Annotated in this window: 23 protein-coding genes; 13 read left to right on the plus strand and 10 right to left on the minus strand. The window is 60.8% G+C overall.

Going from position 1 to position 26350, the window contains the following annotated elements:
* Positions 1-31 precede the first annotated feature (31 nt).
* From RLEG4DRAFT_RS05910 to RLEG4DRAFT_RS05920, 3 genes are read right to left on the minus strand one after another with little or no spacing between them, the layout of a single operon-like run.
* Complete coding sequence (locus RLEG4DRAFT_RS05910) at positions 32-907, minus strand: SMP-30/gluconolactonase/LRE family protein (RefSeq protein WP_003576041.1); 876 nt, start codon at positions 905-907, stop codon at positions 32-34.
* Positions 904-1734, minus strand: coding sequence for an NAD-dependent epimerase/dehydratase family protein (locus RLEG4DRAFT_RS05915; RefSeq protein ID WP_003576043.1), 831 nt, complete (start codon positions 1732-1734; stop codon positions 904-906). The genes RLEG4DRAFT_RS05910 and RLEG4DRAFT_RS05915 overlap by 4 nt, the downstream gene beginning before the upstream one ends.
* Before the next feature lie 20 nt (positions 1735-1754).
* Positions 1755-2468 (minus strand): FadR/GntR family transcriptional regulator, encoded by a 714-nt coding sequence (locus RLEG4DRAFT_RS05920; protein ID WP_003576045.1) that lies wholly within the window; start codon positions 2466-2468, stop codon positions 1755-1757.
* Positions 2469-2769: 301 nt separating this feature from the next.
* On the opposite strand from RLEG4DRAFT_RS05920, the gene RLEG4DRAFT_RS05925 reads away from it, so the two are divergent.
* The 6 genes from RLEG4DRAFT_RS05925 to RLEG4DRAFT_RS05950 all read left to right on the plus strand — a co-directional run bounded on the left by RLEG4DRAFT_RS05925 (position 2770) and on the right by RLEG4DRAFT_RS05950 (position 11117).
* Positions 2770-4710, plus strand: coding sequence for an ABC transporter substrate-binding protein (locus RLEG4DRAFT_RS05925; protein WP_003576047.1), 1941 nt, complete (start codon positions 2770-2772; stop codon positions 4708-4710).
* A 122-nt stretch (positions 4711-4832) separates the two neighbouring features.
* Positions 4833-5819, plus strand: coding sequence for an ABC transporter permease (locus tag RLEG4DRAFT_RS05930; protein ID WP_003576048.1), 987 nt, complete (start codon positions 4833-4835; stop codon positions 5817-5819).
* A 9-nt stretch (positions 5820-5828) separates the two neighbouring features.
* On the plus strand, positions 5829-6950 hold the full coding sequence (locus RLEG4DRAFT_RS05935) for an ABC transporter permease (RefSeq protein WP_003576049.1): 1122 nt from the start codon (positions 5829-5831) through the stop codon (positions 6948-6950).
* A 7-nt stretch (positions 6951-6957) separates the two neighbouring features.
* Positions 6958-8709, plus strand: a complete 1752-nt coding sequence (locus RLEG4DRAFT_RS05940; protein WP_003576051.1) for an ABC transporter ATP-binding protein — start codon at positions 6958-6960, stop codon at positions 8707-8709.
* Positions 8706-9917 carry a mandelate racemase/muconate lactonizing enzyme family protein gene (locus RLEG4DRAFT_RS05945; RefSeq protein WP_003576053.1) on the plus strand — a complete coding sequence of 404 codons (1212 nt, stop codon included), beginning with the start codon at positions 8706-8708 and terminating at the stop codon, positions 9915-9917. Before RLEG4DRAFT_RS05940 ends, RLEG4DRAFT_RS05945 begins: the two co-directional genes overlap by 4 nt.
* Before the next feature lie 12 nt (positions 9918-9929).
* Positions 9930-11117 (plus strand): galactarate dehydratase, encoded by a 1188-nt coding sequence (locus RLEG4DRAFT_RS05950; protein WP_003576055.1) that lies wholly within the window; start codon positions 9930-9932, stop codon positions 11115-11117.
* Positions 11118-11176: 59 nt separating this feature from the next.
* Here the strand turns inward: RLEG4DRAFT_RS05950 and RLEG4DRAFT_RS05955 are convergent, their stop codons facing one another.
* The 3 genes from RLEG4DRAFT_RS05955 to RLEG4DRAFT_RS05965 form a co-directional block, all read right to left on the minus strand.
* Positions 11177-11749 (minus strand): NADPH-dependent FMN reductase, encoded by a 573-nt coding sequence (locus RLEG4DRAFT_RS05955; protein WP_003576057.1) that lies wholly within the window; start codon positions 11747-11749, stop codon positions 11177-11179.
* Positions 11750-11834: 85 nt separating this feature from the next.
* Positions 11835-12500: a nitroreductase gene (locus tag RLEG4DRAFT_RS05960; protein WP_003576059.1), complete on the minus strand. Its 666-nt coding sequence runs from the start codon at positions 12498-12500 to the stop codon at positions 11835-11837.
* Between the two features lie 288 nt (positions 12501-12788).
* A complete protein-coding gene (locus tag RLEG4DRAFT_RS05965; protein ID WP_003576060.1) occupies positions 12789-13148 on the minus strand; it encodes an ArsR/SmtB family transcription factor in 360 nt (119 codons plus the stop codon).
* Between RLEG4DRAFT_RS05965 and RLEG4DRAFT_RS39975 the strand changes: the two genes are divergently transcribed.
* Complete coding sequence (locus RLEG4DRAFT_RS39975; RefSeq protein ID WP_125869618.1) at positions 13072-13362, plus strand: hypothetical protein; 291 nt, start codon at positions 13072-13074, stop codon at positions 13360-13362. The genes RLEG4DRAFT_RS05965 and RLEG4DRAFT_RS39975 overlap by 77 nt on opposite strands.
* On the opposite strand, the gene RLEG4DRAFT_RS05970 is transcribed toward RLEG4DRAFT_RS39975, so the two are convergent.
* From RLEG4DRAFT_RS05970 to RLEG4DRAFT_RS05985, 4 genes are read right to left on the minus strand one after another with little or no spacing between them, the layout of a single operon-like run.
* On the minus strand, positions 13359-14051 hold the full coding sequence (locus RLEG4DRAFT_RS05970; protein WP_003576061.1) for a response regulator transcription factor: 693 nt from the start codon (positions 14049-14051) through the stop codon (positions 13359-13361). The genes RLEG4DRAFT_RS39975 and RLEG4DRAFT_RS05970 overlap by 4 nt on opposite strands.
* Before the next feature lies 1 nt (position 14052).
* Positions 14053-14430: a response regulator gene (locus tag RLEG4DRAFT_RS05975; RefSeq protein ID WP_003576062.1), complete on the minus strand. Its 378-nt coding sequence runs from the start codon at positions 14428-14430 to the stop codon at positions 14053-14055.
* A 2-nt stretch (positions 14431-14432) separates the two neighbouring features.
* Positions 14433-15074 carry a response regulator transcription factor gene (locus RLEG4DRAFT_RS05980; protein ID WP_003576064.1) on the minus strand — a complete coding sequence of 214 codons (642 nt, stop codon included), beginning with the start codon at positions 15072-15074 and terminating at the stop codon, positions 14433-14435.
* Positions 15071-18706, minus strand: coding sequence for a PAS domain-containing protein (locus RLEG4DRAFT_RS05985; RefSeq protein ID WP_003576066.1), 3636 nt, complete (start codon positions 18704-18706; stop codon positions 15071-15073). The genes RLEG4DRAFT_RS05980 and RLEG4DRAFT_RS05985 overlap by 4 nt, the downstream gene beginning before the upstream one ends.
* Positions 18707-19047: 341 nt before the next feature.
* Between RLEG4DRAFT_RS05985 and RLEG4DRAFT_RS05990 the strand changes: the two genes are divergently transcribed.
* The 6 genes from RLEG4DRAFT_RS05990 (at position 19048) to repC (ending at position 26345) form a co-directional block, all read left to right on the plus strand.
* The gene (locus RLEG4DRAFT_RS05990; RefSeq protein WP_003576069.1) at positions 19048-19800 is read left to right on the plus strand and encodes an SDR family oxidoreductase; all 753 of its coding nucleotides are present in this window, start codon (positions 19048-19050) and stop codon (positions 19798-19800) included.
* A gap of 155 nt (positions 19801-19955) precedes the next feature.
* The gene (locus RLEG4DRAFT_RS05995; protein ID WP_003576071.1) at positions 19956-20885 is read left to right on the plus strand and encodes a DUF72 domain-containing protein; all 930 of its coding nucleotides are present in this window, start codon (positions 19956-19958) and stop codon (positions 20883-20885) included.
* Positions 20886-21103: 218 nt separating this feature from the next.
* Complete coding sequence (locus tag RLEG4DRAFT_RS06000; protein WP_003576072.1) at positions 21104-22414, plus strand: hypothetical protein; 1311 nt, start codon at positions 21104-21106, stop codon at positions 22412-22414.
* Positions 22415-22688: 274 nt separating this feature from the next.
* On the plus strand, positions 22689-23882 hold the full coding sequence (gene repA, locus RLEG4DRAFT_RS06005; RefSeq protein ID WP_003576073.1) for a plasmid partitioning protein RepA: 1194 nt from the start codon (positions 22689-22691) through the stop codon (positions 23880-23882).
* Between the two features lie 3 nt (positions 23883-23885).
* Positions 23886-24887, plus strand: a complete 1002-nt coding sequence (gene repB / locus RLEG4DRAFT_RS06010; protein WP_003576075.1) for a plasmid partitioning protein RepB — start codon at positions 23886-23888, stop codon at positions 24885-24887.
* Between the two features lie 153 nt (positions 24888-25040).
* A complete protein-coding gene (repC, locus tag RLEG4DRAFT_RS06015; protein WP_003576076.1) occupies positions 25041-26345 on the plus strand; it encodes a plasmid replication protein RepC in 1305 nt (434 codons plus the stop codon).
* Positions 26346-26350: the final 5 nt, after the last annotated feature.

Raw genomic sequence — 26350 nt, forward strand, 5'->3', positions numbered from 1 at the left:
TCTTCCCCGTTAGCTTCCATCAAAATGATCGTCATCCGAAGCGGAAGGGCGCCAAGCCCTCCGCATCCACATCGAAGGCGATGACCGTGCCTGCTTCGAAACGTCCGGTGCGGTCCGTCGACAGGCTGGTGATGAAGAGGGTCCTGAGATCCGGTCCTCCGAAACAGGGCATCGTCGGTGCCGGGACGGGCAGAACGTAGATCTCGACGATTTCGCCTTCGCTCGACATGCGGTTGAGGCGACCGGCCGAAACGCCGGCGCTCCAGTAAAAGCCGTCACGATCGACCGCCGCTCCGTCCGGTCGCCCGTCCTCTTCCGTGAAGCTGCGAAGCCGGCGGCCGTCGCCCAAATCACCCGTATCGGGTTCAAAGTCGAATGCCTGCAGGAAACATTGACGGCTGTCGGAGTGATACATCCGCCGGCCGTCCGGCGACCAGGCAAGGCCGTTGGAGCTCGTCAGTCCTGTTGCAACGGTCCGCGTGCTGCCATCTGCCCCCACGCGGTAAAGTGCTGCCTCATCGGTCTGCGGCTTGGCCTCGCTAATCGAGCCGATCCAGAAGTGCCCGTCGGGGCCGACCTTGCCGTCGTTGAGGCGGCCGTTGAAATCACGCCCAACCGGATCGCACAGAAATTCGATATCACCAGAGAGGGGATCGAAAAGATGGACGCCCGTCTGAAGCGCCACGGCGATCCTGTGATCGCGGCAAAGCCCGAGACAGCCGATTGCGGCCGGCATGTCGAAGCGATCGATCTGTCCTGTGGCCGAAAGCCGCACAAGCGCCGGTGCCAGAATATCGACCAGCCATAGGGTGCCGGTCTCATCGTCCCATACCGGTGATTCACCGACCGTCAGTGGCTGCTGGATCACCGAACGGACATCCGGCCGGATGATTTTAGGCGCCGTCATTCGGCCGCCTCCAGGCTCTTGGCCAAACCTTCGGCGTCACGCATGCGGACGGTTCCGTCGTGATTGATCTCGCAGAACCCACCACCCTGGAACGCCAGCGCGACCGGCCCTTCGGACCCCTGTTCGATGCGGGCGTGGTCGCGCGGCCGGTCCTGTGGCCGGTAGCCGAGCCTCGTCGCCAGATCATTGTCCCACCATTTCTCGTCGGTATCTGAAACGCCATAGACGACTGTCGCGGCAATCAGCGGATGGGACAGCCCGATCCGCACAAGCTGCGCCAGATCCCGCGGGCTGATCCAGATCGCAACCGATCGCTCACTGTTGGGATAGGTGCCGGCATTGCCGATGCGGATGGAAAGGGAGCGAATGCCCGTCGTGTCGTAGTAAAGCCCCGCCACCAGTTCGCCCCAGCATTTGGAGAGCCCGTACGGGCTGTCGGGGCGCATGGGAACGAGCGGCGATATGATTTGGCCACGAGGATAGAAACCGGTCGCATGGTTGCTCGATGCATAGACGACCCGCTGGACCCTGTTTGTCCGCGCCGCTTCGTAGAGATTATAGGTTCCAAGCACATTTGCGTGCAGGATGGCGTTCATGTCGATGCCGCTTGCGATGCCAGCGAGATGAACGACGCCGTCGATATCCTTCAGCGCAGCCGTTGCCTCGTCGAGCTTTGTCAGGTCGGCCCTGACGAACGTCTCGTTTTCGCTAAGCCCGGCGGGCTCCTGCAGATCGATCAGGCTGACCTGTTCGACATCAGCGCGAAGGAGTGGTCGCAGCAGCGTTCCGACACGTCCGGCAGCCCCCGTCACAGCGATCCGTTTCATCGTCTTCCTCCCATTCCTACTCAAACGCCCTGGAACATGCGGGCGCGAGCATTCAGTATGTGTTTCTTCATCGCATCGTGCGCTTCGGTTTCCCGCCGTGCGAAGATCGCCTCAACGATCACCGCGTGCTCGTCCTGGACGCTGCGGATCTGTTCCAGCGTCCGTTTCAGGCTCAAGCTTCGCGTCACGGAATGCCCGATGGCGAAATGCGGCCTGAACCATTCGCGTACGGTGATGTGGAACTGGTTACCGGTCGCCATGGCGATTGCATCATGCAGAGCCTGGTCCTCCTCGGCGCCAAGCTCTCCGTTGCGCAGGCATTGCTCGATCGCAACAAGCGCCGCCGTTATCCGGTCCCTGTCCTCCGCCTGCCAGTTTCGCGCGGCAAGCTCCGCGGCCTCGGCTTCGAGACCGGCGCGGAATTCGAAAAACCGTTGGACATCGGCGAGCGATCCGACCGGCACCATTTTCAGCATCGACGAATCCGGCCTCTGCCTGACATAGGAGCCGGACCCCTTGCGCGAAACGACCAGACCATCGGCTCTCAAGCGTTCGAGCGCTTCGCGCACGACGGGCCTCGATGCGCCGAAATCAGCAGCGAGCTTCGTCTCCGAAGGCAGCCGTTCGTTCACCGGAAAGTTGCCGTCGGCGATCATCCCAACGATCTTCTCATAGATGATGTCGCTGAAGCGCGTTGCGGCTCTGTTCGAAACGGCGTCGACTGCGAATGTCATGATCGTCCTTTTCTCTGAACGCTGTGGGCGCTCGCTGTCGCCAATTAATATTCGCCAGAGCAACGTACAGCTTCTGACAGATCGTCGCGTCTTATTCGCATTAGCCTTGTTTTCTGGGAAGGCCCTCCCGGCCTCGTTGTTGCATCGCTACAAAATTTGTAATTATCTGTCAACTCTTGTAATCATTTGGGAACGTGTCTATGGTTCGGTCCTAGCGCCGAGGAGGGCGCGAGCGGCGGGTCGGGAGCCCGCCGCATCCGCCGGTCCAAACGCTGCGCCGGCATAAAAACGGAGGAACTCGATGCCTAATGAAATACTGTCGCGTGGCGTTACCCGCCGGGCCGTGCTTGGCGGCATGGCCGGTGTAGCAGCGCTATCCGTCGCCGGTCGCGTATCCGCTGCCGCAGGCGGTGAAGCCCCGGCACTTGCACAGCTTGTGAAAGACGGAAAACTGCCGCCGCTCGCCGAGCGCCTGCCGAAGAAGCCGATGGTCGTCAAGCCGTTCGAGAAAGTCGGCACCTATGGCGGTTCCCTGCGCCGCGGCCTTCGCGGTTCATCCGACCATAACGGCATTCTGCGCATGGTGGGCAACCAGAGCCTGGTGCGCTGGAACCTCGAATTTACCGCTGTGGAGCCGAATCTTGCCGAACGCTGGGAAGTCAGCGACGACGCAACGCAATTCACCTTCCATCTCATCGAAGGCGTACGCTGGTCCGACGGTCGTCCCTTTACGGCGGATGACGTCGTTTTTGCGATCGAAGACTGCGTCAAGAACACCGAACTCTACAGCGCGACACCGGCCCAGCTTGCTGTTGCCGGCAAGCCGGTCACCGTCGAAAAGGTCGACGACTATACAGTGAAGTTCACCTTTGCTGCGGCCAACGCGCTTTACCTGGAAAACCTCGCCACCCCGCTTGGTCAGCATCCGACGCTCTTTCCGAAGCATTATTGCAGCCAGTTCCTGCCGAAATATAATCCCAATATCGAAGCCGATGCGAAGAAGGCCGGCGTCACCAGCTGGACGGAGCTGTTCCGCAGCCGTTGCGGTGACATCGAGATCCCGTCGCGGTGGGGCAATGTCGACAAGCCGACGCTCGATCCATGGGTGGTCAAGGAGCCCTATGCCGGCGGTGCGACGCGTGTCGTCATGGCCCGTAATCCTTATTTCTGGCAGGTCGATACCGAGGGCAATCAGCTTCCCTATATCGATGAGATCAATTTCGGCATCTCGCAGGACGTCGAATCGCTGATGCTGAACGTCATCTCCGGTAAGATCGATATCCAGGAGCGTCACATCAGCGTGCTCGCCAATAAGCCGACGCTGTCTCAGAACATGCAGAAAGGCGACTATCGACTGCTGACGCTCGTGCCTTCGGCTTCGCAACAGTGCCAGATCTACTTCAATATCACCCACAAAGATCCTGCCATGCGCAAGATGTTTGCGGATAAATCGTTCCGGCAGGCGTTGTCGATCGGCATCAACCGCCCGGAGCTCATCGATATCGTCTATTTCGGGCAGAGCGAGCCCTACCAGGCCGGACCCCGTCCGACCCATCCCTGGTACCACGAGAAGTACGCGCGCCAATTCACCGAATATGACGCCGACAAGGCAGGCGCCATGCTCGATCAGGCCGGCTACAAGAAAGGCGGCGACGGTTTCCGCCTCCGGCCGGACGGCCAGAAGGTGTTCTTCTCGATCGACGTCATTCCGACGCTCTATCCCGACCTTGTCGACGCGCTCGAACTGGTCAAGACGCATTGGGCTCAGATCGGCATCGATATGAAGGTCAACACAATCGAACGGGCGCTCTATTACACCCGCGGCGACGACAACGCCCATGATGCGCAGGTGTGGCCAGGCCCCGGCGGTCTCGATCCGATGCTCGACCCGCGCGATTTCTTCGCCTTCCATCCGCAGGGATCGCGCTACGCCATTCCGTGGACGCTATGGTACACCTCCAACGGTGCACGCGGCGAAGAACCCCCGGAAAGCCAGAAGAAGCGCATGAAGCTCTTCGACGAAGCGCGTTCGACGGCTGATCTCGACAAGCGCGGTGCGGTCATGAAGCAGATCTTCGATATCGCCGCGGAGGAATTCGAGACTGTCGGCCTTTGCCTTGCGGTCGGCGGCTTCGGCATCATTCGCAACAACCTGCGCAATGTTCCCGAAAAGCAACCGGATAGCTGGTCTTGGCCCAATCCGGGGCCGGCGCTGCCGCAGCAATTCACCTTCACGAGCTGATTTGGATCTCTGGCGCCGTGCCCGACGGTACGGCGCTTTCTTCAGTTCGCCCTCCGAGATGCCTTGCCGGCCTTGACAGCCGGCAAGGCCCGGAAGGCGGTGTTCAATGCAAGAGGCGCCTCATGCTGGTCTTCATCGCCAAACGCTTGCTGTGGATGATTCCATCGCTTTTTGCCGTCAGCTTCCTTGCTTTCGTGCTGATCCAGCTGCCGCCGGGCGATTATGTCACCACCTATATCGCGACGCTGGCGGCCTCCAACGAGATCGTTGATCAGAACACCGCGGCGCAATTGCGCGAGCGTTTCGGCCTCGGTGATCCAATGCTCGTCCAATATTTCAAATGGATCTGGGGCATCCTCTCGCGTGGCGATTTCGGTATTTCCTTCGAGTGGCAGCAGCCCGTCTCCGACCTGATCTGGGAGCGCATGGCGCTGACCCTCGTTCTGGCTCTGTCGACATTGATCGCCACCTGGGCGATCGCACTGCCGATCGGCGTCTATTCGGCCGTGCGAAAATATTCGATCGGCGACTATTTCTTCACAGCCTTCACCTTCTTCGGCCTTGCCGTTCCGTCCTTCCTGCTGGCGCTGGTGCTGATGTATGTCGCGGCGGTCGAATTCGGACAGGATGTCGGAGGGCTGTTTTCGCCGGAATACGAGAACGCATCCTGGAGCTTCGCCAAGATGGTCGATCTCTTCTCGCATCTCTGGCTTCCGGTCATCATTCTTGCCGTTTCTTCGACGGCGAGCCTCATCCGCGTCATGCGCGCGAACATGCTCGACGAACTGCCGAAGCCTTACGTGACCACGGCACGGGCAAAAGGGCTGTCGGAATTCCGGCTGCTGATGAAATATCCGTTGATGATCGCGCTTAATCCGTTCATCTCGACGATTGCCTGGCTGCTGCCCAACCTCATCTCCGGCTCGGTCGTCGTCGCCATCGTCCTCAATCTGCCGACGGCTGCCCCCCTGCTGCTGCAAGCGCTGATGGCCCAGGACATGTATCTGGCGGGTGCCTTCGTTCTGCTGATCTGCGCGCTGACGCTGATAGGCTCTCTGATCAGCGATATCCTGCTTGCGCTGGTCGATCCCCGCATCCGGTTGGAATAGGAGCCTCCCATGGCTGACATTGCCGTTACAAATATTCAGCCGGATCGCGCCGCGGTCGCATCGCAATGGCAGCTCATCTGGTGGGCTTTCCGCCGGCACCGGCTGGCCATGGTGGCGCTCGTCGTCACCGTGATGATGTATATCGTTGCCCTGGTTCCCGGCTTCTTCGCCATCAACGATCCGTATCTGCAAAATGCGCGGGCGACCTTTCACCCGCCGCAGAGATTGCACCTGATCGATACGCAGAACGGCTTCTCCTTCGGCCCGCATTATTATCCGATGAAGCTGACCCGCGATCCGGAAACGCTGGCCGCCATCTTCAAGGAAGACACGACGAAGCGTGTCGACGTCCAGTTCTTCGGACGTGGCTATGAATATTCGGTGTTTGGCCTCTTCAATACCAACATCCATCTGATCGCTTCGCCCGACAAGACGACGCCGCTGCTTCTCTTCGGCGCCGACCGGCTTGGACGCGATGTCTTCAGCCGAACGATACAGGGTTCGCAGATTTCGTTGTCGATCGGCCTTGTCGGCGTCTTTCTGTCGTTGATGCTCGGCATCGTGATTGGCGGCATCTCGGGATATTACGGCGGCCGCATCGATTTCTTCATGCAGCGCGTGATCGATTTCGTGCTGTCACTGCCGACGATCCCGATCTGGCTCGCCATGGCCGCGGCGCTGCCTCAGGACTGGCCGGCGACGCTGCAATATATGATGATTACGATCATCCTGTCGCTGACCGGCTGGGCGCAGCTCGCCCGCGTCGTCCGCGGCCGTTTCCTGTCCCTGCGCACCGAGGAATTCGTCGCCGCCGCCAGGCTGGACGGCGTTCGCGAAGGACGCATCATCTTTCGCCATATGCTGCCGAGCTTTGCCAGCCACATCATCGCGTCGATCACGCTCGCGGTGCCGGCGATGATCCTTGCCGAAACCTCTCTCTCCTTCTTGGGGCTCGGGCTGCAGCCGCCGACCATCTCCTGGGGCGTGCTGCTGCGCGAGGCCCAGAACATTCGCTCGATCGCCACCGCACCTTGGCTTTTCATGCCGGGCTGCGCCGTCGTGGTTGCCGTGATGGCGCTCAACCTTCTCGGCGACGGCCTGCGCGATGCAGCCGATCCCTACAACAAATGAGGCCGGCATGACCGATATCGTTCCCATTGCCGGCAGGCCGTTGCTCCAGGTGAAAAACCTGACCGTCGAATTCCCTCTGCGCACCGGCGTCTTTCGCGCCGTCAGCGATCTGTCTTTCTCGATCGAACCGGGCAAGACGCTCTGTGTCGTCGGAGAAAGCGGATCCGGCAAGTCGGTGACGGCGCGTTCGATCCTGCAGATCGTCGACGCGCCCGGCCGCATTGCGGCCGGATCGATCATATTGAACGATCAGAACGGCGGCTCGACCAATCTGACCAGCCTCAATCCGCGCGGGCGCCAGATCCGGGCGATCCGCGGCCGCGACATCGCGATGATCTTCCAAGAGCCGATGTCGTCGCTGTCGCCGATCCACACGGTCGGCAACCAGATCGTCGAGGCGCTTCGCCTGCACACCAGGATGAGCAAGGCAGAGGCGCGGGCTGAAGCCATATCGCTGCTCAAGCAGGTCGAAATTCCCTCACCGGAGAAAGCCCTGGATCGATATGCCTTCCAATATTCCGGCGGCATGCGCCAGCGGGCGATGATCGCCATGGCGCTCGCCTGCAAACCGCAGCTGCTGATCGCCGACGAGCCGACCACGGCCCTCGACGTGACGACACAGGCCGAGATTCTCGACCTGATCGCCCGGCTGCAGAAGGCCAACGGAATGGCCGTTCTGTTCATCACCCATGACATGGGCGTCGTGGCGCAGATCGCCGACGACGTGCTGGTGATGCACAACGGCGTCGCCAAGGAATATGCACCGGTCGAGCAGATCTTTCATTCCCCGCAAGACGATTATACCCGCATGCTCATCGGCTCGGTGCTGAAGTTGGAGCAGAAGGCCGAAATCCGTCTGGCGCGCGCGCCGCTCGACAGGACTGCAGCACCGATCCTCGAACTCCGCAATGTCTCGATGGATTTCGGTGAAGTCAAAGCGCTCGACGATGTCTCCATTTCGCTTCTGCCGGGCGAAACGCTCGGCATCGTCGGCGAGAGCGGATCCGGCAAGACGACGATGGGCCGCTCGATCATGCGGCTGATTGATCCGACTGCCGGCGAAATCCTTTACCGCCGCGCCGACGGCAACATCATCGATCTGGCAACGGCGAAAGGTCAGACGCTGGCCGCCGCACGGCGGGAATTGCGAATGGTGTTCCAGGATCCTTTCGGCTCCCTCAACCCACGCATGACCGTCTCCCAGATCATCGGCGAGCCGCTGCTCGTCAACGGCGTCGCCAAGGGGCGGGCGCTGGACGAGCGGGTTTGCCATCTCATGGAGCAGGTGGGCCTCGATCCGAGGGCGCGTGAACGCTACCCGCACGCATTCTCCGGCGGTCAGCGCCAGCGGATCGGCATTGCCCGCGCCATCACGCTCAATCCGCGCGTCATCGTTGCCGACGAGGCAACCTCGGCGCTCGACGTCTCGGTGCGCTCGCAGGTGCTTGACCTACTCATGCGCCTGCAGGACGAACTCGGCCTCGCCTATATCTTCATCAGCCACGACATCGGCGTCATCCGCTACATGTGCGACCGTGTCGGCGTCATGTACAAAGGCCAGTTGGTCGAAATCGGCGAGGCGGAACAGGTCTGCCGCACCCCCGAGCACGCCTACACGCAGGCGCTGATATCGGCGATCCCACGTCCCGATCCGCGCGACCGCGATCATTCCAGGCGTTTCCGCTACGTCGCGCCAGATATTCTGAAGCCAGACAATCTGAAGCCAAATAATCTGAAGAATGGAAGTTCTCAGAGATGAAAATTACCGGAATCCGCACCTTTCTCATGCATGTCGGTCAGCCTGACCCCGAGAATTGGGCTGCCGACCAACTCTCGGGTGCCGGCACCTCCAAGCAGTTCGGCGGCACCAGAAACTGGCTGTTTCTGAAGATCGATACCGACGAGGGCATCACCGGCATCGGTGAATGCTCGGGCTGGCCCCGGGTCGTCGAGACGGCGATCCATGATCTCGCGCCACTGCTGATCGGTGAAGATCCGGCCCATATCGAACGGCTGTGGCAGAAGATGCATATCGCCATGATGGGCCATGGCATGCTGGGGACTGTCGGGGGCGGTGCGATGACCGGCATCGACATGGCGCTCTGGGACATCAAGGGCAAGGCGCTCGGCGTGCCGGTCTGGATGCTGCTCGGCGGTAAGGTGCGCGACCGGATCCCGATCTATTCGCACGCGAATACGCCGGAGCGCGCGCTTGCCCTTAAGGAACGCGGCATAAAGGCGATCAAGTGCGGTGGTGTCGCAGATCCCGTTCGCAAGGTCGCAGCACTTCGCGATGCCGTCGGCGACGACATGGATATAGCCATCGATCTGCATGGGCCGCCATGGCTGACGCCTGCCGATGCATGCCGGCTGGTGCGGGCGCTCGAACCCTATGAATTGATGTGGGTGGAAGATCCAATCGCGCCGGAGAATATTGACGGCTACCGGCGGATCCGCGACGCAGCGCATATGCCGCTTGCGGCCGGTGAGCGCTCGGCAACCATTTTCGGCGAGCGCGAGCTGATCGAGAAGGAACTGGTCGACGTGATCCAGCCGGATACCGGCCGGGCCGGCGGCATCACCCAGATGAAGAAGATCGCCGCCATGGCCGAAGCCCATCATATCCAGATGGCGCCGCATTCGGGTTCACTCGGGCCGGTGGCGGAATATGCGGCCTTGCATCTGCTGGCCGCCATCCCGAACGGCCTCATCCTCGAGCGCCTCGACGACGACTGGGACGGCCGCTGCCAGACGATCGTGCCGCATCCGCAACAGGTTGACGGCTTGATCGCCGTCCCCGATGGCCCGGGTCTTGGCTGCGATATCGACGAGGCTTTCGTCGCGCGCTTTCCGAGCAGCGGCAATGTCTCGGTGCCGCAGGCCGCCGGCGCCTACAATCCCGGAACCAGCAACGAACATGTCTACGTGCAGACGCGCGTGGCGCGCCGCAGCTATTTCAATCGCTAGAAGGACAGAATGATGAAGATCGACCGCATGCGGGTTTTCATGACCCGCGACAAGGACCGTCCGCGCGTGATCGTCGCGCTCGATACCGATGACGGGCTGACGGGCTGGGGCGAGTGCTACAATCACGGCCCCGACAAGGCGCTGCCGCCGCTGCTCGAATACCTCTACGGATTTATATCAGGCCAGGACCCGACACGCGTCGAGTATCTGGTCAATCTGCTGATCCAGCAAAGCCGGTTCCCGCCGGGCGCGCTCGGCCTTGCGGCAATCTCCGCGCTCGACCATTGCCTGTGGGATCTCGCGGCCAAGGCGGCGAACGTCCCGGTCTACAAGCTGCTCGGCGGCGAAGTGCGTGACCGCATCAAGGTCTATGCCGGGGTCTATACCGCTCCCGATGCGCCGGCGGCCCGCGACGAATTCGATCGCCTGAAGGAGGGTTGGGGGTTCACCGCCTTCAAGCTCAGCCCCTGGCGGATCGACATGCATTCCAACCGCTGGGGCAATGTCGTCAAAGCCTCGGCGGATTATTTCCGTTCGCTGCGCGAAACGGTCAACGACGAATACGAGATCGCTTTCGACGCCCATGCCAAGATTTTCGAGCCGGTCGCAGCGCGTCAGCTCGGCAATGCGCTTGCCCCCTACGACCCGCTGTTTTTCGAGGAGCCGCTGCGGCCCGAGAATATCGAGGCCTGGGGCGACCTGAAACAGGGCCTCAACTGCACGCTGGCAACAGGCGAGTCGCTCTACAACAGAAACGAGTTCCTGCGGCTGCTGCAGGTCAAGGGCGCCGACCTGATCCAGCCGGATATCTGTGTCGTCGGCGGCATCAGCGAAATGCGCCGCATTGCCACCCTTGCCGAGGCCTTCTTCGTCGGCGTCGCACCGCACAATCCGATGGGTCCGCTTGCGACGGCCGTCAACGTTCATTTTTCGGCTGCGGCGCAGAATTTTCGCATCCTCGAATACCGGCTGCCGAAGGGGCAAGCCTATGTCTATGGCGGCAACGATATCGAGAAGCGGGAAGGGGAAACCCGTTACGTCGTCGATCCCTACCTGCCGAAGGACGGCTATCTCGAGCTGCGCCCGGATCGGCCCGGCTGGGGCGTCGAAATGGACGAGAAGGCGATGGAGGAGGAAGGTTATATCCACTGGCAGCGGCGCGTGCCGAAGCGGCCGGACGGCTCTTACGCCTTCGCTTAAAGACTCGAAAACCGGGAACTGGCCGCTGCAATATGGGAGCGGCCGGATCCCAGTGCCGTCTAGGCGTCTTTCGGCAGCACCGAGCGAACTCTGGCGATGAAAACATGGAAGTCCTGCATGAACTTGCGAAGGAATTCGGCGGTGGTTTCGTTCGTGACCTCGCCGTCATCGGTGATCAGCCCAGGTGTGAACTGGATGTAGGCTTCCGGGGCATTCATCTGGGGAGAATTGCAGAAACTAAGCACGCTGCGTAAATTCTGCTGGGCGACTGCCGTGCCGATCGCGCCCGGCGACGTGCCGATCACCGCTGACGGCTTACGCGTAAACGAGTTGGTGCCGTAGGGGCGGCTCGCCCAGTCGATGGCGTTTTTCAGCCCGCCGGGTATGGATCGATTGTATTCGGGCGTGACGAACAGGACGGCGTCGACGGCCGCGATCGCCGCCTTGAATGCCTTGCCGGCCGGAGGGTAGTCGGCGTCATAGTCGTAGCTGTAGAGCGGCAGGTCCTTGAACGATATCTCCGACATCTCAAGTTCCGGCGGGGCGAACCGCACCAACGCTTTGGCGAGCTTGCGATTGATCGAGCCCTTTGCGAGGCTGCCGATGAGATAGCCTACTTTATGCGTGGTCATGGCGTTCTCCAGTATCGCGCATGATAAAGGACGTATCCTGCGCAGGAAGCATGGAAGGGGTCTCTCGTCCTTGAGCGCAAGCTAGCTAGTCGCCGACGAAAGTGACCGTCTCGGCGAGCGGCGCGCGGCCCGTACGGGCAAATCTTACCACAGGATCCTCGTAGCCGATCGACATTCCGCAGAAGAGGATGAGCCCGTCCGGGGGTGACAGGGCCTCCGCGACCGTCTCGCGAACCTGCGACCACGCCATCTGCGGGCAACTGTGCAGTCCTTCGGCGCGGAGCAGCAGCATGACGGTCTGCAGATACATGCCGACGTCGGCCCATTGGGGTGGGCCGAGGTCACGATCGATGTAGCAGAACAGGGCGGCTGGCGCGCCGAAGCAGTTCCAGTTGGCGATCGCTGCCCGCTGGCGCGCCTCCCAGTCTTCGCGTGCAATGCCGAGCGCGCTGTAGCGCTCCTTGCCGAAGGCGGACCGGCGCTCCCCGTAAGGGGACTTCAGCGCCTGCGGATACATCTCGTACTGCCTCTTGTCCCAGGGGTCACCGTGGGCCACGCGCTCGACGGCTGTTGTCTTGAGCTCGGCCAGCGCCGCGCCGATCATCACGTAGGTGTTCCAAGGCTGGATGTTCGATCCTGACGGCGACCAGGCCGCGGCCGACAGCACCCGCTCGAGTATCTCTTTCGACACAGGCCTGTCTTTGAATCCGCGCACCGACCGTCGGCTTGTGACTGCCTCATATACGTCCATGATCGCTTCCTCACCGTTTCGTTGCTGATGGGTTGATTATCTCCATTCGCAACGAAGGCGTAATCATACCGCGGTCTAGGAGACGTACATCAAAGGTCCATCGGGGATCGACGCGTCCGAGGGGGCATGTCGGTAAACCGCTGCAGGTCTCAGCTCGGCGCTTACGCTGAAGCCGCCATCATCCCACGCGAAACCGCGTTCATGTCGGCAGAGCGCGGATCCGGATTGCCTGAAGATCATGCTCAGCAGAATTGAAGCTCAATCTCGGGTGTCAAAAGCAACGCTTCGTCATTTTGTCTGGTGCCCGGCCCGGACGTGTTCTGCTGGGGAGCGACGGTGCGATCCGAAGATGTCGGCGAGCGTATCGAGCATCGTCTTGGCCGCACCGGATTGAAGGGAATAAAAGATCGTCTGGGCAGCCCTTCGCGTCTGCACGAGCCCCTGTTCTCGAAGAATTGCCAGATGCTGGGAAGTCGAAGATTGGCTCAATCCCACCTCATCGGCCAGCACGGTCACCGACACTTCCCCCTCGGTCAACAGATGCAGAATGTGAAGCCGTTTGGCGTTCCCCATGGCCGACAAGAAGCTTGCTTCGCTGTCGAAGGCGCTGGTTTCAGGGGAAGGCGCGGCTGGCGATCGATTGTTCAGGCGTGATCTCCTTTATGAAATCCAAGCCGGGCATGAGGTCATATCCCCGAGCTTTAATTTAGAGATAACGCATGCGGGTCACGGCGAAACCCATTGCCGGCGCCGCGCCGTCTTTTTCAACGCAAATTGGATACGGCGCGCATCAAATGGACAGGCAATTGATGTTCGAGGCCGGCATTCTTGGTCTTGGAACGCGGCCCGGCAAGAAAATTAGCGCGAGCCGGCCTGCCGCATTTGCGCCGGCAGCGTCTCCCAGGCCCGGATCAGTTCGCCGATCGAACCGGCCTCCATCTTGTGCATGACGTTGCTGCGATGAAGTTTGACCGTCACTTCGCTGATGCCGAGGTCGAAGGCGATTTGTTTGTTGAGGCGTCCGCGCGCCACTTCATGCAGAACTTCGCGCTCGCGCTGCGTCAGCGTCTCCAGGCGTTTGACATTGCGTTTGGCGATTGCGGCTTCGGCCCGTCGTTCGGTATCCATCGCAATGGCCGCAGTGATGGCGTCGAGCAGCGTCTGGTCCCGCACCGGCTTGGTGAGAAAATCCACCGCGCCGGCCTTCATCGCCTGGACGGTCATCGGGATATCGCCATGGCCGGTCAGAAAAATGATCGGCTTGGAAATGCCGTTTTCGGCCAGATGGCTCTGCAGGTGAAGGCCGCTTGCTCCGGGCATACGCACATCGAGGATCAGACAGCCGGGGTTTTCCAAGAGATCGGCATCAAGCAATTCGCGGGTCGAGGCAAAACTGATCGATTGAAAACCCGCCGACAGGATAAGCTCCGACAGCGCCTCGCGAACCGATGCGTCGTCATCGACGATAATGACGAGCGGCTGATCTTCTTCATATCTGCCCTGCAGTGATAACGGCGCCGATCTCCGCAGCAACGGCTGGTCAACTCTCATGTTACCCTCCATCTCTCGAGTGGTGTAAAGCATTGGCGATAGCCGCCAGCAGGGCCTGGGCATCGAAGGGCTTGCGGAAGAAACCTCCGCCTCCCTGGGCGCGGCCCTGATCCGCGATCTCGTGGCGGCCCGTGATCAGGAACACCGGCAACTCGGGACGTGATTTTCTCACCAGGTCACGAAGCTCGAAGCCGTCGATGCCGGGCATTCCGATATCGGTGATGAGCACATCAAGGTCCGACAGCCCGCTGACGAGCAGCGAGCCCGCCGACGGGAAGCCGCGGGCCACATAACCCGCCGATTCCAGAAGGTCGCCCATCGATTCAAGCAGTCTTGGATCGTCATCGACAATTGCGACGACATGTCTTGTTTCGTTCATGTTCAATTCCCCCCCACCCGGCGCGAGTGGGTAATCGGTATTTCCAGTTTCTCCGCGATCCGCACGAGATCGGCGAGCGACGCCGCCGCCATTTTCTGCATCACGTTTCTTCTATGGATCTGCAGTGTGACTTCGCTGATCCCGAGTTCGGCTGCCGCCTGCTTGTTGAGAAGACCGCTGACAACGAGCGGCAGCACTTCGCGCTCGCGCGGCGTCAGGTCGAGATAATGTCGTCTGAGCATGTCGAGCTCGGCGCGTCCCGATCGCTTTTCCCGATCCTCGGCGAGTGCCGCATGGATTGCCGCCAGGAGATCCGCGTCACTGAACGGTTTTGTGAGGAAATCGACGGCGCCGCTTTTGATCGCTCGCACGGAGGAGGGGATGTCGCCATGCCCGGTAATGAAGACGATCGGCGGGTGATCCCCGTCGGCGATTTGCCTCTGCAGGTCGAGGCCGTTGATGTCGGGCAGTTCGATATCGAGGATGAGGCAGGCGGGTAGATCCGGCTTGTCCGCTTTCACGTAGTCGCCGGCCGATTCGAAGGCGATGGCGCGCATGCCGTGCGCGTCCAGCAGCTCGCCGAGCGCTTCGCGGATGCGTTCATCGTCATCGACGATGAAGACAATATGGTCGTCCGCCGTCATGACGCCGCCTTTGTTTCAATGGGCAATGTGAAGATCAACGTCGCTCCGTGCGGATTGTTCTTCTCTGCCCATAAACGTCCGCCGTGCAGCTCGACGATCGAGCGGCAGATCGCCAGACCCATGCCCATGCCGTTTTCCTTGGTCGTGAAGAACGGCTCGAACATCTTCTCGGGAAATTCGATACCTCCGCCGCGATCGCTGATTTCGGTCTGAACCGCATTGCCCATATGGCGCACGCGCATCCCGATCACCCTGTCACCGGCGACGGCGTCCATCGCCTCGATCCCGTTGCGGACGAGATTGATCAGAACCTGCTGGATCTGGATGCGATCGATGGCGATGAACGGGAGGTTTCCATCGACCTCCACATCCATCCTGGCGCGCCGCCGCGCCGCTTCGTCGGCCATGAGGTTGCGCGCTTCATCGATGACGCTTGAGAGCGTCGTGTAAGCCCGCCTGTCTGCGGATTGTTTGAACAGGGCGCGGATGCGGCTGACGACGTCTGCGGCCGAGTTGGCGTCGCGGACAATGCGTTCGACCGTCCTCTGCGCCCGCTCCATGTTCGGGGGCTCGGCCATGAGCCAGCGCTGGCAAGCATGCGAGTTGGCGACGACGGCTGCGAGCGGCTGATTCACCTCATGGGCTATGGAGGCCGAGAGTTCGGCGAGGCTCGCCACCTGGCTCGCCCGCGCAAGGCCTTCCCGTGCCTGACGCAGATCTTCCTCCGCCCGAACCTCTCCGTCGATATCAAGGCAGATGACATTCCACTGGACGATCACGCCGTCTGCATTGCGCATCGGCGCGGCGCGCGTTTCGACCCAACGATATTCTCCATCGAACCGGCGCAGACGGTGCCGTCGCGCATAGGGTTCGCCGGTGTGCAACGAATGGGCATAATCCTCTTTGACACTCGCCACGTCGTCGGGATGGACGCCGGCATCGAGTGTGCCGTCCAGCCGGGTTTTCCCCGTTCCATCAAGCTCTTCGAGCTTATATCCGAGGAAATCGCGGAGCTGAGGGTTGCGGTATACCGGTTCTCCATCGGGCGCCGCGCAATCGATCATTGCCGGCAGCGTTTCGACGATCTGCCAAAGTGAGCGTTCTCTCTCGCGCAACTCCTCCTCAATACGCAATTGGTCGTCGATGTCATGGGTGAGGCCGTACCACTGGATGATTTGCCCGCTCTCGTCCCTGAGCGGCTCGGCGCTGCCTTTGACCCAGCGGTAGACGCCATCAGCGCGCCGCAGGCGATACTGCTTTGAAAAGCGCTCGCCGGTGGCGAAGGAATGGTTGAGCGCTTCTGCAAGGCTCCCCGCATCGTCTGGATGGACGGCAGCTTCGATGAGCGCCGCCAGTCGGCTCATGCCCGGCTTTTCCATATGAGCGATGTTGAGACCCAGAAAATCGATCAGACGCTGGTTGAAGAAGGTCGGAGCGCCTTCCGGATCAAGCCGCCAGAGCAGGCTCGGAACCATGTTCACGAGTTGCGAAAGCTCCCGCTCCCGGTCGCGCAGCGCTTCCTGCACGCGCATCTCATCGTCGATGTCGACCGATATCACGTACCATTGGACGATCGCGCCATTTTGATCCCGCAGCGGCTCGGCGCGGCCGTCGACCCAGCGGTAGGCTCCATCGACACGGCGCATACGGTATTTTATCGAGAAGGGATCGCCGCTGACGAGGGAACGGTGAACCGTCTCAAGGAGTCTCGATGAATCGTCGGGGTGAACGAGGGTGTGAATAACCGACGAGAGGCGGCTCATGCCCGGCTTGTCCATATCCCCTACGTCGAGACCGAAAAAATCAATCAGGCGCTTGTTGAAGAAGACCGGCTCGCCTTGCGGCGTCAGGCGTCTAATCTGCGCCGGGACCATGTCGACGAGCTGAGAGAGTTCGCGCTCGCGATCCCGCAATGCCTCCAAGGCGCGCACCTCTTCGTCGATGTCGAGAGAAACGCCGTACCATTGCACGACCGTTCCGGCGTCATCGCGCCGAGGTTCCACCCGGCATTCCGCCCAGCGGTAGGCGCCGTCCTTTTCGCGCCAGCGAAATCGCATCGCGCTGCCGCCGCCGCTTTCGAAACAATTCTGCAGCGTGCGCTGAACGTCAGGCGCGTCTTCTGGATGGATCAGCTGCTGCAGCAGCTCTTCGATGCGCGGCTCGCCGAGCGCGTCGAAATTGGCGATGACGGCCCGGAAATGGTCCTGATAGCGCTTGTTGAAATAAACCGACCCGCTCGTCGGCTCGACGCTCCAGACGCGAACCGGGACCGCGTCGATCATCTGCTGCAGCGCTCGCTCGCTTAGGCGCACCGCCTCTTCGGCACGGACCTGATCGTCGATGTCGTGGCAAAGACCGTACCACTGGACGATGTTTCCCGTCTGATCCCGCATCGGCTCGGCGCGGCTCGACATCCAGTGATAGGCGCCGTCGGCGCGGCGCAGCCGATACCGCATGGCGAAGTTCTCGCCGGTGGCGAGGCAATGGTTGAGCGCTTCCCCGAAGCCCATCGCATCATCGGGATGAATGATGGCCTCGACGACTGATTGCAGCCGGCTCATGCCTGGCCTGTCCGAATCCGCGACATCGAGACCGAGAAAATCGACCATCCGTCTGTTGAAGAAGGTCGGTTCGCCCTCAGGTGTCAGGCGCCAGACGTGGCTCGGCACCAAGTCGACGAGCTGCGAGAGCTCCTGCTCCCGCTCGCGCAATGTCTCCACGCTTTGCCGCAATGTGCTGACGGCCAGCTGGTGTTGCCTGGATATGGCGGCGACGATCAACGCCGAAAATGCCGAGATGGCCAGAAAAAGCTGCAGCATGATCTGCTTGTGTTTCTGGGATTCGTGATCGCCGACAAATTCGCTGGTCCCGGTTGCCGTGAAGACGGCGGTGATCAGAGCAAGGAGAACGAGCGATATGGCCGCGCCCTTGAACTCGAAGCGGACCGCGGCCCAGAGAAGAGGCGGCATGATGATGTAGGCGAAGGGAAGGTAGCCACTCAGCGAAAGAGCCGCGACACCGAGGAAAATCAGTCCAAGGACGCCAGCTTCCAGCCATTGTGCCACCGAAAGCCGGGTCTTGCCGCGCCAGTTGTGGAAGACGGCGAGCGCCAGCGGCGCGACGATCAGGACGCCGGTTGCATCACCGATCCACCAAAGGGGCCAGGCCGTCACGAAGGATTGCGATTGTATTCCAAACCACGCGAGCGTTGCACTTCCCACCGTCGCGCTGACGATGGGCGCAACTCCGGCCCCCAGGACGACGAATGCAAGAACTTCCTGCAAGGTTTCCAGCTGTGCCGGCCGCTTCAAGACCCGATTGACCAGCCATGCCGCGACGACCGCTTCAAGAGCATTGCCGACATAGATCAGAAAGGCCGCAGGCAGCGGACTGTGGAACCAGATGGCATTGCTGAGCAGCTCTGCCAGGCAGCCTCCCAATATCCACCATAGCCAGCTGCGCCTGGGGGCGAGGATGAGCGTGGCGATGAAAAGTCCGCCCGGAGGCCAGATGGAAATGCCCGTTCCCGGCACGATTGCCAGCGACTGGGCGAAGCCGCAGCCGAGCACATAGGCGGCGATGAAGAGCCCCAGATACAGGGCGCGGGGGCGGTGCGACCAAACGCTCATCATCAACCACTCCTGTCGGGCAGGCAAAACGCGGGGATCGTCAGCATTCGGTGCAGCACTTGTTCTTGATGTCGGGGCCGGCGAGCTCATGCTCGAACCGTAATCCCGTCACCTCACAGCCGCAACTCATGGAAATCCATACATTGCGCGGAGAGGTAGTGTTGCGTCGACGCCGGATATTCAGCGCGAACGAGGAGTGAGGGCCGGTTCGGTTCCCGGTCGATTATTCTAAACCTTGGGTCTGTTCGGCTATACCTACGGCTAAGATGTTCACCCTCACGCATGATGGAAGGGTTTTGGCTTTCCGGTCAATGTCGACCCAAAAGATTGCAAGGATGGCTGACATGAAAATTACGGTGGTGGGAGCAAGCGGTCTCATCGGGACGCAACTCTCGGAGCGCCTGCGCCGGTCAGGCCACGAGGTCACGGCCGCCTCCTTGTCGGTTGGCGTCGACACCGCTACCGGCAAGGGCCTCGACGCGGCCGTGGCGGAAACCGATATCATCGTTGATGTGACCAACGCCGCATCATTTGGTGACAGCGCTGCATTGGATTTTTTCAAGGCTTCGACGAAGAATTTGCTTGCCACCGCCGCTGAAGCCGGCGTCGGGCATTATCTCGCCCTCTCCGTCGTCGGCACGCCGCTGCTGGTGGAAAGCGACTATTTTCGCGCGAAAATGGTGCAGGAGAATCTTATCCGCGCGTCAAATCGCCCCTATACGATCCTCCGCTCTACGCAGTTTTACGAGTTCATCAGCGGATTGATCGATATCGGCGCGCAAGACGATGTCTTTCGACTGCCGCCGGCCTTGATGAGGCCGGTCTCAGCCGGGGACGTCGCCGCCTTCCTGGCCGAATTGACCGTCGCAACGCCTTTGGGCGGTGTCGTCGAAATCGGCGGCCCGGAACAGTTCGGTGTCGACGAGGTCGCACGGATCTATCTCGCTGCAAACGAAGACCAGCGGCAGGTGATAACGGATCCGTCCACGTCGTATTTCGGGGTCGAATTGACCGGCGACGCACTGCTTCCGGGCGCTGGCGCGCGGATAGCGTCCGAGAAGCTCTCCGAATGGCTATATCAATCGATGGCGGATTAGATCGTGTCGATCGGCATTTGTCGGCCGTTTCGCTCCTCAATCGGCTTTTCTCAGCCTTCTCGCATTGCCGGTTTGGGCATCGGACGAGGTCTTTGCGGAACACATGATTTATATCGAAGTTCTATCCCCGATTCACGCTGCAGCCGGCACGCCCGATGTTCATCGGTGGTTTGAAGCCTGCCTGCGAGATCGGAGACCGCGACGTGCCGGAAGTGTCGATAGATGATCGGGAGAAACGGAAGGCGCGGCGGGCGGAGCGGCGGCAGAAGCAGCGCGAGGCCAACGTCGAGCGTGCCGCCAAGATGCACGAAGCCAGGGTCGACGCCGGGGAACGAAGGGTAGCGATCTCTGACGGCCATGCCGAGGGGAGGGTCCACATCGGTTGCTCGGGCTGGTATTACTGGCATTGGCAGGGTTCCTTCTACCCCGCCGATCTTCCTCGAAAGCAATGGTTTTCGTTTTACGAGCGAGAGTTCGAGACGGTCGAGCTGAACGCGCCGTTCTATTCATGGCCAACAGTTGCCACGGTGAAAACCTGGCTTCGCCAGGTGACTGGCGATTTCGTCTATACGATCAAGGTGTGCGAGTTAATCACGCATATCAGGCGTTTCGAAGAGACCGACGATCTGATCAGAGATTTCGGTTATATCGCGGATATGCTCGACAAGCGGATGGGGTGTTTCCTTTTCCAGCTGCCGCCGAGTATCCGCTATTCGCCCGACACTCTGCAGCTCATCCTTCGCCAGCTCGATCCGCAGCGCCGGAACGTTGTCGAATTCCGCCACAAAACTTGGTGGAACGACGAGGTGTTCAAGCAGTTCGAGGCTGCCGGCGCGATCTTCTGCTCATGTAGCGGGCCGCGTCTTCCAGACGAGTTGGTGAAGACCGCTGACGATATTTACATTCGTTTCCATGGCACCACGCGATGGTACCGTCACGATTACAGCGAAGCCGAGCTGACGGTCTGGGCCGAGCGGATAAAGAGCAGCGGAGCGAAAACGGTCTGGACCTACTTCAACAATGACAGAGACGCTCACGCCATCAACAACGCCAAGATGCTGTCGCGACTTCTAGGCGAACGGTAATTCCATTGCTACCAACGTCAGTCTCCGTCAGACAGTTGCGCGGCTGACGCGGGATGTCGGCCGCTGTCACCACCTCTTGCCTCATGAATGATGGCACCCGCTCCCTGATATCAGCTGTGACGAAGGTTCAAGAAATCTTCATGAAAGCTCAGGGTTGAAATGGTGGAGCGCGGCTCCAAATCCCGTCGGCGGTCGTCGAAACTAGAGGGGATGGGCGTATGGGCAGCGCATATATCGATCGGCTTTGCCAGGTTAAATCAGCCTTGGCTTTGGTCGTTCTTTTCTGCCTTCTCTCCTCCCCCCGGGCATTGGCAGCGCCCGCCGATATTGGCGGCCTGACGGTGAGCTTGCCTGATCCCGCTTCCGGCTGGCGGAAAGCCGGCAACGGCAATCTCTTCATGCTGCAGAAGGATTTTCCGGAAACCGAGGACGACAAGCGCGGGAGCGCCCTGATCCAGATCACCAAGCCGCTTTCGGCTGCGCGCAACTCCCTTCCGGCCGGCATGAAGACTTTCGTCGCGACGCTGCCCGACATGGCCAAGGAAGATATTCTGATCAAACATTCCGGGATCACGATAAATGGTCACGACATCCGCGTGGAGGAACGCTGCTGCGTCCACCAGAAGAATGTCAGCATCAATCAGATCGTCGTCGGCATCGCCGGCAACAGGCGGCAAGCCTATCTGCAGCTTGTGCTCTTGAACCTCGACGGCGACAGAAGCCAAAGTGCCGAAACCGATTTCGAGGCGCTCGTGCGTTCGGTCAAGCTTGATCCTTCCGACAAGGATTTCGATCTCGTGCCGGCAGGCGGCGACGGCGGGCTCGACGGCGTCTTCACCCATCTCGATACGGGTGTCCGCCCGAACGTCTTCGGCGGCGTGGATTTCTATTCCGATAGCGAGATCACCATGTTCGATCCGAAGGGCCTGTTCAGCACGGAACTGCCGAAGGGCGGCCGGAGCATTGCCGAGCACTGCAGGGAAAACCCGACCGACTGCGGCCTTTACAAGCTCACCGGCGGCGGCTTCTTCTCGTCGGCTGGGTCGATCGAAATGCGCAGCGTCACCTCTGCCTATGGCACGATGGAGACCGAGACGAAGCCATTTTCGAAAAGGGGCGACGACTTGGTTATTGACGAGGATGACCATCATGCGGTGCCGCCGTTTGAGGATGGCGCGACGCTCGACGGCGAATGGGTTTCCACCTCTGCCTCGAGCGGCATGAGCGCGACCTCATCGGGATCGGTCGCTTCCAGCCATACGCTGACACTTCATCGAAACGGCACGTTCGAACGCACAGGCTGGTCCGGCGCCGCGATGACGAACGAAATCGGCGGATCACGATCGGGCGTCACCACATCGGGCAACCGGCCGGGCGCCAGCGGACGCTATACGCTTTCTGGTTATCGTCTCGACCTGACCGATGCGAGCGGTAAGACGGAAAGCATGAGCATATTCGAACCGGACAAAGGCTCCGACGGGCTCCTGGTGATCAACGGAAGCAACTATCTGAAAGAGGACGGACAATAGGTAGACAGAGCCTTTGGTCCCGCCGGCGGCGTCACAAAAAATTCAATAAAGTCATGTGCATAACGAGAGCGTCGCCCTTGCTCACGAGCACCTTGGGAAGGTGCGAATGACCCGCCGACTGGTCCCGGAAACTGCCAGATTTGCGCGCTCGTCTCACACGCCTCGACCCATCTTTGGTTAAGCATTTGTAAATCGGTCACGAATCGCGGCATATGGGAACTGCGCAACTGAAGCGCTTTCGTTCAAAATTGCGCAGTTATTTGGGAAACAGATCATGCAGCCGAGTCTTGCTCTTCAGGACGACCAAGAGCATCTGCCGTCGCTTCTGGCAACAGATGCGAAGGAGTTGTCCTATCAGCTTCAGCAGCATCAGGCAAAAATCTTCCCTCCGCTGTCGCAAAAGACCATCAGGACATTCTCGCCGGCGGAAGCTGCAGCCTTCATCGGCATCGGCGAAGGTTATCTCCGGCAGGTGGCTGCCGATGGCCATGGGCCGGATCCGCTGGCAAACGGACGGAGGCTCTATAGCCCAGCGGATATGGATCGGATTCGCCGGGTCCTCGACGAGCGAAACGGCACGCCGAAATATGTGCCGGCCCGCAGGCCGGGAGAAAAGCTTCAGATCGTCTCCGTCATGAATTTCAAAGGCGGCTCGGGCAAGACCACGACCGCAGCGCATCTGGCCCAGTTCATGGCGCTGAGGGGCTACCGGGTGCTTGCCGTCGACCTCGACCCGCAGGCTTCCTTATCCGCCTTGTTCGGCCATCAGCCGGAATTCGACGTTGGAGAGGGCGAAACGATCTACGGCGCGATCCGCTATGAGCAGCCGTGCCCCATCGCCGATATCGTGCGCGCCACCTACACGCCCAATTTGCATCTCATTCCCGGAAATCTCGAGCTGATGGAGTTCGAGCACGAGACGCCGAAGGCGATGTCGTCGGGGAGGGCAGAGACGATGTTCTTTGCCCGTATCGGCGAGGTCCTGACCGAGATCGAAAGCCTCTACGACATCGTCGTCATCGACTGCCCGCCGCAGCTGGGGTTCCTGACGATGTCGGCGCTCTGCGCGGCAACGTCGGTCCTGATTACCGTCCACCCGCAGATGCTGGACGTCATGTCGATGTCGCAGTTCCTGACGATGACCAGCGAACTGATGTCCGTCGTGGAGAAGGCCGGCGGGCGCACCAGCTATGATTGGATGCGCTACCTGGTGACACGTTTCGAGCCGAACGACGGGCCGCAGAGCCAGATGACCGGCTTCATGCGGGCGATCTTCGGCAATCGAATGCTGCACAACGCCATGGTGAAGTCGACGGCGGTCGCCGATGCCGGCGTCACCAAGCAGACACTTTACGAGGTCGAGCGGTCGCAATTCACCCGCGGAACCTATGATCGGGCGCTGGAGTCCCTCAACTTGGTGAACAGCGAGATCGAGGCGCATATTCGCTCCACCTGGGGAAGGAAATAGTCGATGGCGCGCAAGAACCTCATCGAAATCTCTGCTCCGAGTCCGGCCAGGGTGGAAACTGTCGCGCCGCGCGACAATCGTCCGATCGCGGGATTCGTGCCGCAGGAGCGCAGTCCCGCACCTGTCGGCGGCATTACCAAGACGCTCGGCAACATTACCGAAAAAATGGAACGGGCGAGTGAACTGGAACGGCAGCTTGCCGCCGGCCAGACCATCGTCGACCTCGATCCCGGCCTGATTGACGCGTCCTTCATCTGCGACCGATTGGCGATCGATGCGGCCGAGCTCGCACAGCTTGTCGAACAGATCCGCGAGCATGGACAGCAGGTTCCGATCCTTGTGCGCCCGCACCCCGATACTAGGGGACGTTACCAGGTGGCTTACGGCCATCGTCGCCTGGCTGCAGCCAGAGAAATCGGCATCCGGGTGCGCGCGGTCGTCCGCGATCTCACCGACGGTCAGTTGGTCGTCAGCCAGGGACAGGAAAACAGCGCCCGCACCAATCTCTCCTATATCGAGCGCGCGCTTTTCGCGTCACGGCTCGAGGAACGCAGCTTTGGCCGCGATGTCATCATGGCGTCGCTCGGCGTCGATAAGGCGGCGCTGTCGAGAATGCTGATCGTCATACGGCAGGTTCCGCTTGATCTCGTCAACGCCATCGGCGCTGCGCCCGATATCGGCCGCCGGCGGTGGCTGGAACTAGGCGAGCGGCTTGAAGGCGCCGACATCGAGAGGATCATCGCCGAGTTGTCCGCGGACGACGCGCGCAAAATCTCAAGCGACGAGCGGTTTCACCGCGCACTTGTGCTGGCAACCAAGCGGACGTCGGCGCCAAAGCCGGCGATTTCCAAAACTCAGGTCAGCGGCCTGCCAGTGACGATCAAGAAGACAGCATCGGGCGCCACGTTCGTTTTCGACGGCAAGACCGCACCGGGATTCGATCAATTCGTCCAGGAAAGGCTGCAGGGCCTGTTCCAGGAGTTCAACAAGGACAGAGGAGCGTAGCGCGCAAAAGAAAAAGGCCCCCAACGACGCCGTCGTGGAAGCCCTTCTCAGATCTTAAGCACATCGAGAATCGCATTTCCACGAATCACAGTCAAGCGTCTTAGGCACCAAATTGGTGGACGGTTTTCTTTTGCCTGAACGAAGGTGAAGGCAATGGAGAGTGGATATGTGACGACGCCCTTTGGGCGGCGGCCGATGTCGCTTGGCATGCTGGCAAGCCAGCAGCTGGCCGAGAGCATCGAGCCGGGGATGAAACGCAGCAAGTGGAAGCTGTTTCGGGCAATCTGCGAGGCCCGGCCGGCACTCGGCGTGACCGATCGGGCACTGACGGTGCTAGACGCGCTGCTGACCTTCTATCCCGACGACGAGATTTCCGAGGAAAACGGCCTGATCGTCTTTCCCTCAAACGCGCAGCTTTCGCTTCGTGCCCGTGGAATGACACCCGCGACGCTGCGACGGCATCTGGCGGTCCTGGTAGAGGCGGGTCTTATCCTGCGCAAGGACAGCCCGAATGGAAAGCGTTATGCCCGCCGCGACAGGGCAGGGGCGATCGGCGAAGCCTTCGGGTTCAGCATCGCGCCGCTGCTCGCACGCGCGATAGAGATCGAAAGCCTGGCGGCTCAGGTGATTGCCGACCGAGAACTGCTGAGAGTGACCAGGGAGCGCCTGACACTCTGCCGTCGTGATATCTCCAAGCTGATCTCAACGGCGATCGACGATGCGGTTCCAGGCGACTGGGAGCAGATGACGATGATGTTTCGCGCCATCGTCGCCAGGATACCGCGCGTGGCGGGGGTCGAGGAGCTGGCTTCATTGCTCGACGAAATGGGCCTTTTGCGGGACGAAGCAGTCAACCTGCTGGAAAAGCACATCAAAAGACAAAAAATAGACGCCAATGAGTGTCAAGTTGAGCGTCACAAACAGAATTCAAACCCCAACTCCAACTATGAACTTGAACCAAGCTTCGAACCGAAGCAGGACGAAAAGGCAGCGACAAACAACGAGGGCACTACCGAACCGCCGGGTGAGCAAAAGCCGAGGTCGCTCAAGCCGGCGGCTGGAATGGTCGGTAAGGTATCGGGTGCCGCCGCTCCGGTCTCCGGCCCGGGCCTGAAATCCTTCCCGCTTGGCCTCGTTCTCCAGGCCTGCCCTGCCATTCTCGACTATGGGCCGGGCGGCGCGATCGGCAGTTGGCGAGACCTGATGGCGGCCGCCGTCGTCGTGCGCTCGATGCTCGGCGTCAGTCCGTCGGCCTACGAGGAAGCCTGCGCCGGCATGGGACCGGAAAATGCCGCGACCGTAATCGCTTGTATCCTGGAAAGGGGCGGACATATCAATTCGCCCGGTGGTTATCTCCGCGATCTCACCCGAAGGACCGAAAGAGGCGAGTTTGCGATCGGCCCCATGCTGATGGCGCTGGTGCGGGTAAATGGGTCGACGGCAAGGCATGCCGGTTGATGATG

It is taken from the genome of Rhizobium leguminosarum bv. trifolii WSM2297 (assembly GCF_000271845.1).

Bases quoted from the DNA above. Each gene is read 5' to 3' on its own strand.
- RLEG4DRAFT_RS05910 (WP_003576041.1), bottom strand. From the start codon at position 907: ATGACGGCGCCTAAAATCATCCGGCCGGATGTCCGTTCGGTGATCCAG.
- RLEG4DRAFT_RS05915 (WP_003576043.1), bottom strand. From the start codon at position 1,734: ATGAAACGGATCGCTGTGACGGGGGCTGCCGGACGTGTCGGAACGCTG.
- RLEG4DRAFT_RS05920 (WP_003576045.1), bottom strand. From the start codon at position 2,468: ATGACATTCGCAGTCGACGCCGTTTCGAACAGAGCCGCAACGCGCTTC.
- RLEG4DRAFT_RS05925 (WP_003576047.1), top strand. From the start codon at position 2,770: ATGCCTAATGAAATACTGTCGCGTGGCGTTACCCGCCGGGCCGTGCTT.
- RLEG4DRAFT_RS05930 (WP_003576048.1), top strand. From the start codon at position 4,833: ATGCTGGTCTTCATCGCCAAACGCTTGCTGTGGATGATTCCATCGCTT.
- RLEG4DRAFT_RS05935 (WP_003576049.1), top strand. From the start codon at position 5,829: ATGGCTGACATTGCCGTTACAAATATTCAGCCGGATCGCGCCGCGGTC.
- RLEG4DRAFT_RS05940 (WP_003576051.1), top strand. From the start codon at position 6,958: ATGACCGATATCGTTCCCATTGCCGGCAGGCCGTTGCTCCAGGTGAAA.
- RLEG4DRAFT_RS05945 (WP_003576053.1), top strand. From the start codon at position 8,706: ATGAAAATTACCGGAATCCGCACCTTTCTCATGCATGTCGGTCAGCCT.
- RLEG4DRAFT_RS05950 (WP_003576055.1), top strand. From the start codon at position 9,930: ATGAAGATCGACCGCATGCGGGTTTTCATGACCCGCGACAAGGACCGT.
- RLEG4DRAFT_RS05955 (WP_003576057.1), bottom strand. From the start codon at position 11,749: ATGACCACGCATAAAGTAGGCTATCTCATCGGCAGCCTCGCAAAGGGC.
- RLEG4DRAFT_RS05960 (WP_003576059.1), bottom strand. From the start codon at position 12,500: ATGGACGTATATGAGGCAGTCACAAGCCGACGGTCGGTGCGCGGATTC.
- RLEG4DRAFT_RS39975 (WP_125869618.1), top strand. From the start codon at position 13,072: ATGGCCGACAAGAAGCTTGCTTCGCTGTCGAAGGCGCTGGTTTCAGGG.
- RLEG4DRAFT_RS05970 (WP_003576061.1), bottom strand. From the start codon at position 14,051: ATGAGAGTTGACCAGCCGTTGCTGCGGAGATCGGCGCCGTTATCACTG.
- RLEG4DRAFT_RS05975 (WP_003576062.1), bottom strand. From the start codon at position 14,430: ATGAACGAAACAAGACATGTCGTCGCAATTGTCGATGACGATCCAAGA.
- RLEG4DRAFT_RS05980 (WP_003576064.1), bottom strand. From the start codon at position 15,074: ATGACGGCGGACGACCATATTGTCTTCATCGTCGATGACGATGAACGC.
- RLEG4DRAFT_RS05985 (WP_003576066.1), bottom strand. From the start codon at position 18,706: ATGATGAGCGTTTGGTCGCACCGCCCCCGCGCCCTGTATCTGGGGCTC.
- RLEG4DRAFT_RS05990 (WP_003576069.1), top strand. From the start codon at position 19,048: ATGAAAATTACGGTGGTGGGAGCAAGCGGTCTCATCGGGACGCAACTC.
- RLEG4DRAFT_RS05995 (WP_003576071.1), top strand. From the start codon at position 19,956: ATGTTCATCGGTGGTTTGAAGCCTGCCTGCGAGATCGGAGACCGCGAC.
- RLEG4DRAFT_RS06000 (WP_003576072.1), top strand. From the start codon at position 21,104: ATGGGCAGCGCATATATCGATCGGCTTTGCCAGGTTAAATCAGCCTTG.
- repA (WP_003576073.1), top strand. From the start codon at position 22,689: ATGCAGCCGAGTCTTGCTCTTCAGGACGACCAAGAGCATCTGCCGTCG.
- repB (WP_003576075.1), top strand. From the start codon at position 23,886: ATGGCGCGCAAGAACCTCATCGAAATCTCTGCTCCGAGTCCGGCCAGG.
- repC (WP_003576076.1), top strand. From the start codon at position 25,041: ATGGAGAGTGGATATGTGACGACGCCCTTTGGGCGGCGGCCGATGTCG.